The sequence below is a fragment of the Rahnella aceris genome, from assembly GCF_011684115.1.
Classification (GTDB): domain Bacteria; phylum Pseudomonadota; class Gammaproteobacteria; order Enterobacterales; family Enterobacteriaceae; genus Rahnella; species Rahnella aceris.
Window position 1 is genome coordinate 2486858 of record NZ_JAADJV010000001.1, and the last position, 12760, is coordinate 2499617.

The 12760-nt window shown below is 54.5% G+C and carries 11 protein-coding genes; 7 read left to right on the forward strand and 4 right to left on the reverse strand.

Features of this window, described 5'->3' with window-relative positions; all coding sequences use genetic code 11:
* Positions 1-51 precede the first annotated feature (51 nt).
* Entirely contained in the window at positions 52-972 is a 921-nt protein-coding gene (locus tag GW591_RS11370; protein WP_037036893.1) for an SPFH domain-containing protein, read from the forward strand.
* Positions 972-1427, forward strand: a complete 456-nt coding sequence (locus GW591_RS11375) for an NfeD family protein (protein ID WP_119261878.1) — start codon at positions 972-974, stop codon at positions 1425-1427. Before GW591_RS11370 ends, GW591_RS11375 begins: the two co-directional genes overlap by 1 nt.
* Here GW591_RS11375 and cueR read toward each other — a convergent pair.
* Positions 1424-1828, reverse strand: coding sequence for a Cu(I)-responsive transcriptional regulator (gene cueR, locus GW591_RS11380; RefSeq protein ID WP_013576588.1), 405 nt, complete (start codon positions 1826-1828; stop codon positions 1424-1426). The two genes, GW591_RS11375 and cueR, sit on opposite strands and share 4 nt — an antisense overlap.
* A 91-nt stretch (positions 1829-1919) precedes the next feature.
* Here cueR and copA point away from each other — a divergent pair, with 91 nt between their 5' ends.
* The 5 genes from copA to ybaL all read left to right on the forward strand — a co-directional run bounded on the left by copA (position 1920) and on the right by ybaL (position 9261).
* Positions 1920-4463 carry a copper-exporting P-type ATPase CopA gene (copA, locus tag GW591_RS11385; RefSeq protein WP_126125074.1) on the forward strand — a complete coding sequence of 848 codons (2544 nt, stop codon included), beginning with the start codon at positions 1920-1922 and terminating at the stop codon, positions 4461-4463.
* A gap of 49 nt (positions 4464-4512) precedes the next feature.
* Positions 4513-5319: a TraB/GumN family protein gene (locus tag GW591_RS11390; RefSeq protein WP_013576590.1), complete on the forward strand. Its 807-nt coding sequence runs from the start codon at positions 4513-4515 to the stop codon at positions 5317-5319.
* Between the two features lie 276 nt (positions 5320-5595).
* Positions 5596-6075: a Cys-tRNA(Pro)/Cys-tRNA(Cys) deacylase YbaK gene (gene ybaK / locus GW591_RS11395; RefSeq protein WP_013576591.1), complete on the forward strand. Its 480-nt coding sequence runs from the start codon at positions 5596-5598 to the stop codon at positions 6073-6075.
* A 45-nt stretch (positions 6076-6120) separates the two neighbouring features.
* Positions 6121-7332 carry an MFS transporter gene (locus GW591_RS11400; protein ID WP_037036886.1) on the forward strand — a complete coding sequence of 404 codons (1212 nt, stop codon included), beginning with the start codon at positions 6121-6123 and terminating at the stop codon, positions 7330-7332.
* Positions 7333-7569: 237 nt separating this feature from the next.
* Entirely contained in the window at positions 7570-9261 is a 1692-nt protein-coding gene (gene ybaL / locus GW591_RS11405; protein WP_126125075.1) for a YbaL family putative K(+) efflux transporter, read from the forward strand.
* Between the two features lie 130 nt (positions 9262-9391).
* On the opposite strand, the gene GW591_RS11410 is transcribed toward ybaL, so the two are convergent.
* The 3 genes from GW591_RS11410 to adk all read right to left on the reverse strand — a co-directional run bounded on the left by GW591_RS11410 (position 9392) and on the right by adk (position 12628).
* On the reverse strand, positions 9392-10711 hold the full coding sequence (locus GW591_RS11410) for an inosine/guanosine kinase (protein WP_037036883.1): 1320 nt from the start codon (positions 10709-10711) through the stop codon (positions 9392-9394).
* 38 nt (positions 10712-10749) lie between these two features.
* Positions 10750-11712, reverse strand: a complete 963-nt coding sequence (gene hemH, locus GW591_RS11415) for a ferrochelatase (RefSeq protein ID WP_013576595.1) — start codon at positions 11710-11712, stop codon at positions 10750-10752.
* A 271-nt stretch (positions 11713-11983) separates the two neighbouring features.
* A complete protein-coding gene (gene adk / locus GW591_RS11420; protein ID WP_013576596.1) occupies positions 11984-12628 on the reverse strand; it encodes an adenylate kinase in 645 nt (214 codons plus the stop codon).
* Positions 12629-12760: the final 132 nt, after the last annotated feature.

Consider the following 12760-nt stretch of genomic DNA (forward strand, 5'->3'; position numbering starts at 1 on the left):
GATTATTCCCCCGTGGATAGTCAGAACACAGTTTTACAGGAGTTTCATACTATGTTTGACCTTATTCCCATCCCTATCCTTATTCTGATCGTACTGGCGCTGCTGATGGTGTACGCCGGGATCAAGATCGTGCCCCAGGGCTACCAGTGGACCGTCGAACGTTTTGGCCGCTATACCAAAACCCTGATGCCGGGGCTGAACCTGGTGGTGCCGTTTGTTGACCGCATCGGCCGCAAAATCAATATGATGGAACAGGTGCTGGACATTCCTTCTCAGGAAGTGATTTCCCGCGATAACGCCAATGTTGCCATCGATGCCGTGTGTTTTATTCAGGTGATTGATCCGGCGCGCGCCGCCTATGAAGTCAGCAATCTGGAGCAGGCGATCGTTAACCTGACGATGACCAACTTCCGTACCGTTCTCGGCTCGATGGAACTGGACGAAATGTTGTCACAACGCGACAACATCAACGCACGTTTGCTGCATATCGTCGATGAAGCCACCAATCCGTGGGGCGTGAAAATCACCCGTATCGAGATCCGCGATGTGCGCCCACCGGCTGAACTGATTTCCGCCATGAACGCGCAGATGAAAGCCGAACGTACAAAGCGTGCCGATATTCTGGAAGCTGAAGGCGTGCGTCAGTCCGCAATTTTGCGTGCTGAAGGTGAAAAACAGTCACAAATCCTGAAAGCCGAAGGTGAGCGTCAGTCAGCATTCCTGCAGGCAGAAGCGCGTGAACGTGCGGCGGAAGCGGAAGCGCAGGCAACCAAAATGGTGTCCGAGGCGATTGCGGCCGGTGATGTGCGGGCGATTAACTACTTCGTGGCACAAAAATATACCGATGCCCTGACGAAAATCGGTTCTGCCAATAACAGCAAAATCATCATGATGCCGCTGGATGCCACCAGCCTGATGGGCTCCATTGGCGGGATTGCTGAGTTGCTGAAAGAAACCAAAGGCGGCAAATAATGCTGCATGATTTCATGGCAAATCCGCACGTATTCTGGCTGTCTCTGGGTGGCCTGTTGCTGGCGGCTGAGCTGGTCGGTGCGAGTGGTTACTTGCTGTGGAGCGGCGTGGCAGCGGCCCTGGTGGGTGCTGTCACCTGGATCCTGCCGTTGCCGTGGGAATGGCAGGGCACGGCGTTCGCGCTGCTGACCATTCTGGCGGCGTGGTTGTGGTGGAAGTGGCTGAACCAGCGGGTGGATAAATCTTCCGGCAATGCCGCACTCAATCAGCGAGGCCAGCAATTAGTGGGCACTTACGCTACGGTGCTGGAACCGGTAACTAACCAGTTCACACGGGTACAAATCGGTGACAGCAGCTGGCGCGCGATCTGCAGCTCCCCTCTGAACGTCGGGGACAAAGTCGTTATCACCGGCGTGGAAGGGGCGACGCTGCGCGTAGAACCCGATGCGCGTTAATGTTTGTTATGACAGCAGCCGCTGAGATTATCGATGATCGGGCAATCCGCACCCTCGTCGCCGGGGCAGGATTCCGCCAGCGTCAGTAAGCGCTCACGCATCACTTTCAGTTCTTCAATGTGCCGCGCAATTTCGGCGGCCTTTTCTAATGTCCGCGCTTTTACGTCAGCACTGTGCCTGTCAGGATTGTGGAATAATGCCACCAGCTCCTGACACTCTTCCAGCGTAAAACCAACCTGCCGCGCCTGGCGCAACAACGTCAGTTCTTCGATATGTTTTTGTGCATAGCTGCGGTAGCCGTTTTCACTGCGAGCCGGTGCGGTGACCAGCCCTTTCTCTTCATAAAAACGAATCGCTTTGCTGGTCAGCCCGGTTTTTTTCGCCACATCACTGATGTTCATTTTGCCTCCTTGACCTTACCCTTGCTGGAAGGTTTATGCTCTATAACTAGTGAAATTTGACAATCAGGTCAAGGCAAAAAGGAAATTCATCATGACGACTACCGTATTATCCCTGCAAGGCTTGTCCTGCGGGCACTGTGTCGCTTCAACGCGGAAAGCGCTGGAAGCGGTTGAAGGCACCACCTCTGTAGAAGTCTCTCTGGATAAAGCCATCGTCAAAGGCGATGCCAGCAGCCAGAGCCTGATCGACGCCGTAGTGAACGCCGGCTACGACGCGCAGGTTGCAGGAGATACATCCCCAAAATCTGAGCCGCTGACCGATAAGGCGAGTGTTTTGCCGGAACCCCTGTCAGCGGCTGCGTCACCTGTTCCGGCTGAGACTCACGCCCCGCAAGCCGCTGATGACAGCGTGCAATTATTGCTCAGCGGCATGAGCTGCGCCAGTTGTGTCAGTAAAGTGCAGCGGGCGCTGGAAGGCGTGAATGGTGTCGAGCGGGCACGGGTCAATCTGGCGGAACGCAGTGCGCTGGTCAGCGGCAAAGCTGATCAAAACGCACTGATTGCCGCCGTTGAACGTGCCGGTTATGGCGCTGAAATTATTATCGACGAAACCGAACGCCGTGAGCGCCAGCAACAAACCTCACGCAAAAGCATGATCCGCTTTAGCTGGCAGGCAGCGCTCGGCCTGGCTGCCGGTATCCCGATGATGTTATGGGGATTGTTCGGCGGCGAAATGATGGTCACCGCCGGTAATCAGACCGGCTGGCTGATTATCGGCCTGCTGACATTGCTGATTATGATTGTCGCTGGCGGGCATTTTTACCGCAGTGCATGGAAAAACCTGATGCACGGCAGCGCGAATATGGACACGCTGGTGTCACTCGGTACCGGCGCAGCGTGGATTTTCTCCTTCGCTGTCAGCCTGTGGCCGGACGCGTTCCCGATGCAGGCGCGCCATCTTTACTATGAAGCCAGCGTGATGATTATTGGCCTGATTAATCTGGGTCACGCGCTGGAACAACGCGGACGTCAGCGTTCATCAAAAGCACTCGAACGCTTGCTGGATCTGACCCCACCGACCGCACGCGTTGTCACCGCAGAAGGCGAAAAAACCCTGCCGCTGGCTGAAATACAGCAAGGCATGACGCTGCGGCTCACCACCGGTGATCGTGTGCCGGTTGACGGTGAAATTCAAAGCGGCGAAGCCTGGATGGATGAAGCTATGCTGACCGGCGAACCCATCCCACAGCAGAAATCCCAGGGTGAAAAAGTGCATGCGGGGACGCTGGTCAAAGACGGCAGCGTGCTGTTCCGCGCTGACGCTATCGGCAGCCAGACGACCCTTTCGCGGATCATCAAACTGGTGCGCGAAGCCCAGAGCAGCAAGCCTGAAATCGGTAAGCTGGCAGATAAAATATCTTCTGTCTTCGTGCCCGCCGTGGTGCTGATTGCTTTGTTCAGTGGCGCAATCTGGTACTTCTTTGGTCCGCAGCCACAACTGATGTATACGCTGGTGATCGTCACTACCGTGCTGATTATCGCCTGTCCTTGTGCGCTGGGATTAGCGACGCCGATGTCGGTTACCGCGGGCGTCGGCCGTGCGGCGGAATTCGGCGTACTGGTGCGTGATGCCGATGCGCTGCAAAAAGCCAGTACCCTCACCACGCTGGTATTTGATAAAACCGGGACGCTGACGGAAGGCCAGCCGAAAGTGACGGATACATACACCTTTGGCGGTATCCGTGAACAGCAGGCGCTGCGCTTTGCCGCCGCGCTGGAAAAAGGCTCGCACCACCCGCTGGCGCAGGCGATTGTTGAAAAAGCTGGCGGGCTGGACATTCCTGACGTGCTGAATTTCCGTACCCTTGGCGGTCTGGGTTTACGCGGCGATGTTGACGGTACGGCGTTATTACTGGGTAATCAGGCGCTGATGCAGGAAAATGGCGTGGATACCGTGGATGCCAACACTCTGCTGGAAAGCATGGCAGGCGAAGGCGCGACGCCGGTATTGCTGGCGGCAAACGGACAACTGGCGGCGCTGTTCGCGCTGCGTGACCCATTACGTGAAGACAGCGTCAGCGCCTTACAACGTCTGCATCAGCTTGGGTATCAGCTGGTGATGCTGACCGGCGACAATCCGCGTACCGCTCAGGCAATTGCCGCACAAGCAGGAATCGATAAAGTGATTGCCGGTGTGCGTCCCGAAGGCAAAGCCGATGCCATTAAAGCGTTGCAGGACAAAGGCCAGCAGGTCGCCATGATCGGCGACGGCATTAATGATGCCCCGGCACTGGCGCAGGCCGATGTCGGGATTGCGATGGGCGGAGGCAGCGATGTGGCGATCGAAACAGCGGCCATTACCCTGATGCGTCCGAGTCTGCACGGTGTCGCCGATGCGCTGGCGATGTCTCAGGCGACGCTGCGTAACATGAAGCAGAACCTGCTGGGCGCTTTTATCTATAACGTGATTGGCATTCCCGTTGCGGCCGGTGTGCTTTATCCGCTGACCGGTACCTTGCTCAGCCCGGTCGTGGCAGGTGCAGCGATGGCACTGTCATCCATTACCGTCGTCGCTAACGCAAATCGCCTGTTGCACTTTAAGCCGAAAAAACAAGACGTTTCCCCTGTTCGCTAAAACGATGACGCGTTAGCATGGTCTCTCATTTTTCGGGAGACCATGCACTATGGCGCATTTTTTCAACCGGGTATTAAGCGGGTTCCGCAAGTTGTTTCCCGTCGAGTATTCTTATCCCGCCATTGATATTCAGCTTCCCGGCAACCGCTCCCTGCATCTGGTCGGCAGCATTCATATGGGCACGCAGGACATGCACCCCCTGCCCGCCCCCCTGTTGCGCCGCCTGCAAAAAGCCGATGCACTGATTGTCGAAGCCGATATCAGCGGCACGGAATCTCCCTTCAGCATGACCGGCGAATTTCCGCCGCTGGCCGAACGTCTGCCCGAATCCCAGTATCTGCACGTCGAACGTTTATGCGAAGAACTGGGCGTATCCATGTGGACGCTCAATCCGCTGCCCTCGTGGCAGGTGGCACTGATGTTGCAGGCCACGCAGGCGCAGCGCCTCGGGTTGCGCGGAAATTACGGCATTGATTATCAGCTGTTGCAGACCGCCAAAAAGCAGGGGACGAAAATCATCGAGCTGGAAGGTCCGCAGGAACAGTTCGAATTATTGCAGCAGTTGCCAGATGGCGGACTCACGCTGCTGGAAGATACCCTGACGCACTGGCACACCAATGCCCGCTTGCTGCAAACCATGATCAGCTGGTGGCTGGATACCAAACCGGGGCTGGCGACCGAGCAATTGCCTAACACTTTCAGCAGCGATTTGTACGATATCCTGATGAATCAGCGAAACATTCGCTGGAAACAACTGTTGCTGGATCTCCCGGCGGGAAACTATGTGGTCGCAGTAGGTGCGCTGCATTTGTATGGCGAAGGGAATCTGCCGGAATTACTCGCAAAGAAGAGATAGCCTGAAGGATGACGGAGATTAAAAAAATGGCCGATATTTCTATCGGCCAGTCAAAGAGGAATTTCATTTTATTAGTTATAGCTTCAGTGTCAGCCTTTACAGGCGCAACACCGGCTGGCACAGGGTAGCAATCTGTGTTGGGTCTTGGCAATAACCATTCATTGCTCTACTATTTCTCCTTCGCTTATTAAGTGCACTTTATTGTTTAATTTCATCAGATTGAACAGGTGATGAAATTTCGAACAACAACATAAAATAAAACAGAGGAGACAGGCTATGACCCCTGCCGTATTACTCCTGGAAAAGAATAAAGTCAGCTTCACCCTTCATCCGTATGAACACAGCAGCGATGAAACCAATTTTGGCGATGAAGCCGTAAAAAAACTCGGTCTGGACGCCCGTCAGGTTTATAAAACCCTGCTGGTTTCGTTGAATGGCGATGCTAAAAATCTGGCCGTGGCGGTCACGCCGGTGGCATCCCAACTGGACTTAAAAAAAGTCGCGAAAGCGCTGGGGGCGAAAAAAGCCGATATGGCGGATCCTATGATTGCACAACGCGTTACCGGTTATCTGGTCGGTGGCATCAGTCCCCTCGGACAGAAAAAGCTGCTGCCCACGGTGATCGACAGCCCGGCGCAGACGTTCAATACCATTTATGTTTCAGGCGGTAAACGCGGCCTTGATATTGAACTGGCGGCAGGTGATCTTTGTCGCTTACTGAAAGGTCAGTTTGCTGAGATCGCGAAAATCAGCTGACAGGCCGGTACTCTGCACCTCTACAATAAGAAGGCTTCCTCTGCTATGACAGACACGACGTCAACGCCAGCCAGCCCGCAGAAAGACGCAGTCAAAAAGACTGCGTTTTCTATTCTGGCGGCGATCAGCGTTTCTCACCTGCTTAATGACATGATCCAGTCGCTGATACTGGCGATTTATCCGTTGCTGCAAAACGAGTTTTCCCTGAGCTTCACACAGATCGGGCTGATCACGCTGACGTATCAGATCACCGCATCACTGTTGCAGCCGCTGATCGGCTATTACACCGACAAACATCCGCAACCCTATTCTTTGCCGGTCGGCATGGGCTTTACGCTCTCCGGGCTGCTGCTGCTGGCTGTGGCGCAGAGTTTCCCTGTCGTGCTGCTGGCGGCGGCGCTGGTCGGGACGGGTTCTTCGGTTTTCCACCCTGAGTCTTCGCGCGTGGCACGCATGGCTTCCGGCGGTCGTCACGGGCTGGCGCAATCGCTGTTCCAGGTGGGCGGTAATTTCGGCGCTTCCCTCGGCCCGCTGCTGGCTGCACTGATTATTGCGCCTTACGGTAAAGGCAATGTTGCGTGGTTCTCACTGGCTGCGCTGCTCGGCATTGTGGTGTTACTGCAAATCAGTAAATGGTATCGCCAGCAAAACCTGATCGCCAAAACGCGCGGGCCGGTGAAAAGTCATGTGACCCTGTTGCCACGTAAAACGGTGGCGATGTCACTGGGTATTTTGCTGATCCTGATATTTTCCAAGTACTTCTACCTGACCAGCCTGAGCAGCTATTACACCTTTTACCTGATCCATAAATTTGGTGTATCGGTGCAAAGCGCACAAATCCATCTGTTTGTTTTTCTGTTTGCAGTGGCTGCGGGCACCATTATCGGCGGGCCGGTGGGTGATAAGATTGGGCGCAAATACGTCATTTGGGCTTCAATTCTCGGCGTCGCGCCATTTACGCTACTTTTGCCGCACGCCAGTCTGATGTGGACCAGCGTACTGAGCGTGATTATCGGCGTGATCCTCGCCTCAGCATTTTCGGCGATTCTGGTGTTTGCGCAGGAGCTGATGCCAGGGAAAGTCGGCATGGTGTCGGGCCTGTTCTTTGGGCTGGCCTTTGGTATGGGCGGGCTGGGCGCCGCGGTGCTCGGCTATGTGGCCGATAAAACCAGTATCGAGCTGGTGTATCAGATTTGTGCCTTCCTGCCGTTGCTCGGGATCCTGACAGCATTCCTGCCAAATATAGAACGCAAATAGCCCTTAACCTTTCCTTCCCGGCTGCCGATAGTTAAATATCGGCAGCGTCTGAACCCTTATTCCCTTGATATCTGCCTGATAAAACCCATTTAAATCCCGCGTTGGAATTTTTTTTATCGTCTGCTGATGATTTTAAATAAAAAAGGCCAAAATTCCCCAACGTGAAAACGATTTTTACCATAAACTTAGAAACAATCAGCAACATATTTGCTTTATGCATAACCAGAAGGAGTCTGAATGCATCATTCTACGCCTCTCATCACTACCATCGTTGGCGGTCTGGTCTTAGCGTTCCTGTTAGGAATGCTCGCCAACCGCCTGCGAATTTCTCCTCTGGTTGGCTATCTCGCTGCTGGCGTGCTGGCCGGTCCGTTTACACCGGGCTTCGTTGCAGACACTTCACTGGCACCGGAGCTGGCAGAAATCGGCGTCATCCTGCTGATGTTTGGCGTAGGTTTGCATTTTTCTCTGAAAGATTTACTCGCCGTAAAGTCGATAGCCATTCCCGGCGCTGTAGCGCAAATCGCGGTTGCAACACTGCTTGGAATGGGATTATCAAGCCTGATGGGCTGGGATCTGGCCACCGGACTGGTGTTCGGGCTGTGTCTGTCCACCGCCAGTACCGTGGTGTTGCTGCGGGCGCTGGAAGAACGGCAACTGATTGAAAGCCAGCGCGGCCAAATCGCCATCGGCTGGCTGATTGTTGAAGACCTGGTGATGGTGCTGACGCTGGTTCTGCTGCCTGCGTTCAGCGGCATGCTGGAAAGCCATCACTCCAGCCCGGTAGAACTGCTCACCGGGCTTGCCGTGACGATTGGTAAAGTGATCGCGTTTATGGTGCTGATGATGGTGGTGGGCCGCCGTGTAGTGCCGTGGATCCTCGCCAAAACCGCCAGCACCGGTTCACGTGAACTGTTTACGCTGTCAGTTCTGGCACTGGCGCTGGGCATCGCTTACGGCGCCGTGGAATTCTTTGATGTGTCGTTCGCGCTGGGCGCGTTCTTCGCCGGTATGGTGCTCAATGAATCCGAACTCAGCCAGCGTGCGGCGCACGACACGTTACCACTGCGCGATGCCTTCGCGGTGCTGTTCTTCGTCTCGGTTGGCATGCTATTCGACCCGATGATTCTGGTGCGTGAACCGCTGACCGTGATCGCCACGCTGGCGATTATCGTGTTCGGTAAATCCATTGCCGCATTCCTGCTGGTGAAGATGTTCGGGCATTCTAAACGCACCGCGCTGACGATTTCCGTCAGTCTGGCGCAGATCGGCGAATTCGCCTTTATTCTCGCCGGTCTGGGGATTTCGCTGGGACTGCTGTCTGAACATGGCCGTAATCTGGTGCTGGCGGGGGCAATTCTGTCGATTATGTTTAACCCGCTGCTGTTCACGCTGCTGGAAAAATATCTGGCGAAAACGGAAACCATCGAAGACCAGAGCGTTGAAGAAGCGGTTGAAGACGAGAAGCAAATCCCGTTCGATTTGTGCAATCACGCACTGCTGGTGGGTTACGGACGCGTCGGCAGTCTGCTCGGCGAGAAACTTCAGGCTGCGGGGATCCCGCTGGTGGTGATTGAAAATTCGCGTCCGCGTGTCGAGGCGCTGCGCGATCAGGGCATTAGTACGGTGCTCGGCAATGCCGCCAATCAGGAAGTGATGGATCTGGCGCGTCTCGACTGCGCCCGCTGGCTGCTGGTGACCATTCCCAACGGTTATGAAGCCGGTGAAATCGTCGCATCAGCCCGTGTCAAGCGGCCAAATATCGAAATTATCGCCCGTGCGCATTATGACGATGAAGTCACCTATATCCTGGAGCGCGGTGCGGATCGCGTGGTGATGGGCGAGCGGGAAATCGCCAACAGCATGCTGAGTATGCTGCAAATCGATATTATGACCGAAGACGAAAAGCGGCCGTTTTGCCCGTTCTGATCATCTGTTAGTGATTAAAAAAATAAGGGCGCAGTTCATCACTGCGCCCGCTTAAGTGGCTTTATAAAAAATGGCTTCTATCTCAACGCCCTTCTGATTTTCATCAAAATGTTGACAGCCGCCTGACTCCCTAGCGCTCCCAGTAACTCTCTTCCAGGCTGTCTTCACGTTCCGGCAGGCCACGCGTCAGACGCGGAGAATGCTGGTTCAGCACCTGATAGCTGACGCGGTTGGCGTATTTACACACCTGCGCCAGCGAGGAATAGGTCAGATACTCGCGGGAATGTTTGCTGGAATTCGGCACAGAAGTCCGGTGGAAACCGTTGGCGGCGATATCATGCAGCAGCGCCGATAATGCCCCGTCCCCCGCTCCGTTGGTGTTCATGATTTTCTCCGGCCCGCCCATATACGGCGCGATGTGGGAATAAATCTTCAACGGTTGCTGACAACAGTCACGACGCATCGCGCGGCTGAATTCGTACTGATTGAATTCGGCAATCGTCCCCGGCAGCAGCGGATGCTGGGTGGTGCGTTTGAATTCGTCTTCGGTATAACTCGCCATAAACAGGCCGTTCGGCCCGGCGGTACACAACACCAGATCGACCCAGTCCAGCGCCTTATCCGCCGCCATCAGCGGATCTTTCAGGCCAGTCAGCGCAAAACCTTCATCTTCGTTCATCGCCAGAATCGACACGTTATCACGGATGAAATCACGCCATGCCTGCGGATCTTCGGCGATAACGTATTGTGTGCCCAATGTTAAGACCACCGGCACATGGTACTTCTTCGCGTACTCAATCGCCTGCATGGTAGCTTCCGGCATCGGTTCGCCCGGCTTGCTGCGCAGCAAATACGAGGTCAGTAACAGCGCGGAGGCTCCTGCTATCACATCTTCCGGCACATTTTCCGCACGCAGACCGTTCATTTTGCCCGGACTGATGGCAAAGGTGCGCTCGCCGGTATCGCTGATCAGCGTAAAGCAACGACCTATCGCGCCATCCACGCCCTGCAGGAAGTTAAGATCTACGCGGCTGGAGGTGTTGCAAAGATAACGGTAAGCATAATCGCCAATTTTAACGTTATTACACATCACGCCGAGCAGCACCGAACGGTCATCGGCCAGCACGGAATAGTTGTGCAGTGTGTTACCGACCGTGCCGCCCGCAAACTGGTGCGTGATCAGGGCGTTGCTCATCAGTTCCTGATACAGCGTTTCCGACATCTCATCATCAAGAATATTGGATTCACCGGGCGTCAGCCCGTAGCGGGCAACAAAATTCTCATCAACACGCGCTTCGATATCGACCATCGTCTGGTCAATGCCGGCGATGTACGAGGCACCGGCTTCTGACTCCGGCTGCATTGCCTGCAACATAGAATCACGCAATAAAGGGTCGCGTGCGCTGACCGGAAAATAGTGTTTGGACTTACGTTTACCAGGAAATTTCATGCATTATTCTCGGGAGATTCAAAAAACTCAGGCTTCAGTCAGAAGTGCTGAGTGACCAGCTGTTGCAGCAAATCAATATGTTCCGGCTGGTCGTTTAAGGCGTCAATATATTCGAAGCGCTCGCCGCCTGCATGAATAAAAATCTCGCGGTTCTCGCCTTTGATTTCCTCCAGTGTCTCCAGACAGTCTGCCGCAAAGCCCGGGCAGAGGATCTGAATATGCTTAACTCCCTGATCCGGAAGGCCTTTCAGCGTTTCATCGGTGTAAGGCGTCAGCCATGGTTCGCGACCAAAGCGGGACTGGAAGGTCAGCATAATTTTGCCCGCAGGCAGTTGCAGCGCATCGGTCAGCGCCTGCACTGTATCCCGGCAACGCTGTTCGTAGTCATCACCCTGCGCGACGAAACGCTTTGGAATGCCGTGGAAGGACAACACCAGGCGGTCCGGTTCGCCATGCTGAGCGAACGAACGTTCGATGCTGGCTTTCAGCGCGGAAATATAAGCCGGATGCGTGGCGTAATCACGGATAAAGCTCATTGAAGGCAGGCGACGCTGCGATTTCAGCACACGCGCCACGCCGTCAAATACCGCGGCGCTGGTTGAGCAAGAGTATTGCGGATACAGCGGCAGCACCACCATTTTGGTCACGCCCTGCGCCAGCAGTTTTTCAATCGGTTCTTTCATGCCCGGCTTGCCGTAACTCATCGCCAGTTCAACCGGCGTACCCGGCAGGCGTTCTGCCAGCGCTTTCTGCTGACGACGGCTGTAAACCATCAGCGGTGAGCCCTCTTCCATCCACACGGCTTTATACAGTTTGGACACGCGCGGGGAACGCAGCGGCAGGATCACCAAATTCAGGATCGGCCACCACAGCCAGCGGGGGGTATCAACCACACGGATATCACTCAAAAATTCAGCCAGATATTTTCTAACGGCCTGCGGGGTCGGAGCTTCCGGCGTCCCGAGGTTGACCAGGAGAACACCGAATTTGGTCTGCGTCATGCTGAATTTCCTAAATTGAAGGCACTGAAGCCAGTGCGAAAAGTTATGGGCGCCACCGTTTATTTGTGCTGCGGCAAAGAGGCGCAGGTCATTGTAACGAAAACAAAGACGATGGGAACAACGGCAGAAACTATCAATGCGAATTGTTATTATTAATCCCCGTCACGCTCGCTTGCCGCCGCTCGAATTATTTTGGGTATTGGAAATGGAGTCCCTAAAAAAACAAACGGGGCGACCGTAGTCACCCCGTGATAGTGCGCAGAACAGACGATCAGCTCAGAATAGCAGCCAGTTCGTCACGCACTGCAGAGACCTGTTGTGTACCGTCAATTTTGACGTACCTGGTATTGCCCGCTTCAGCTTCTTTGCTGTAGTAGGACACCAGCGGCTCAGTCAGCTCATGGTATTCCACCAGACGTTTACGCACGGTTTCTTCCTGATCATCTTTACGGGTGATCAGTTCTTCGCCGGTGACATCGTCTTTACCTTCCACTTTAGGTGGATTGTAATGGATGTGGTACACGCGGCCAGAGCCAGGGTGTACGCGACGACCTACGATGCGATCGACGATCAGTTCGTCAGGCACGTCGAATTCCAGCACGTAATCCACTTTGATGCCCGCGTCTTTCATGGCATCAGCCTGCGGAATGGTACGAGGGAAACCGTCTAACAGGAAACCGTTGCGGCAATCTTCCTGCTGAATACGTTCTTTCACCAGTGCGATAACCAGTTCGTCGGTTACCAGTTTACCGGCATCCATAATCTCTTTTGCTTTCTTGCCGAGTTCACTTCCGGCCTTCACAGCGGCGCGCAACATATCACCGGTAGAAATTTGCGGAATACCAAATTTCTCCATGATGAATTGAGCCTGAGTACCCTTACCTGCGCCCGGAGCGCCCAGCAGAATGATACGCATTGCGTAAATCCCCTTGCATGTAATTTTTATGAATCTCGAAAAACGGTCAACCATACCATTCTGAGCACTTTTGCTCAAGGAACAAGCCCTGCTGAAATTGGGGTTAAGCCTGCGCCATCCGTCGTTCCACCC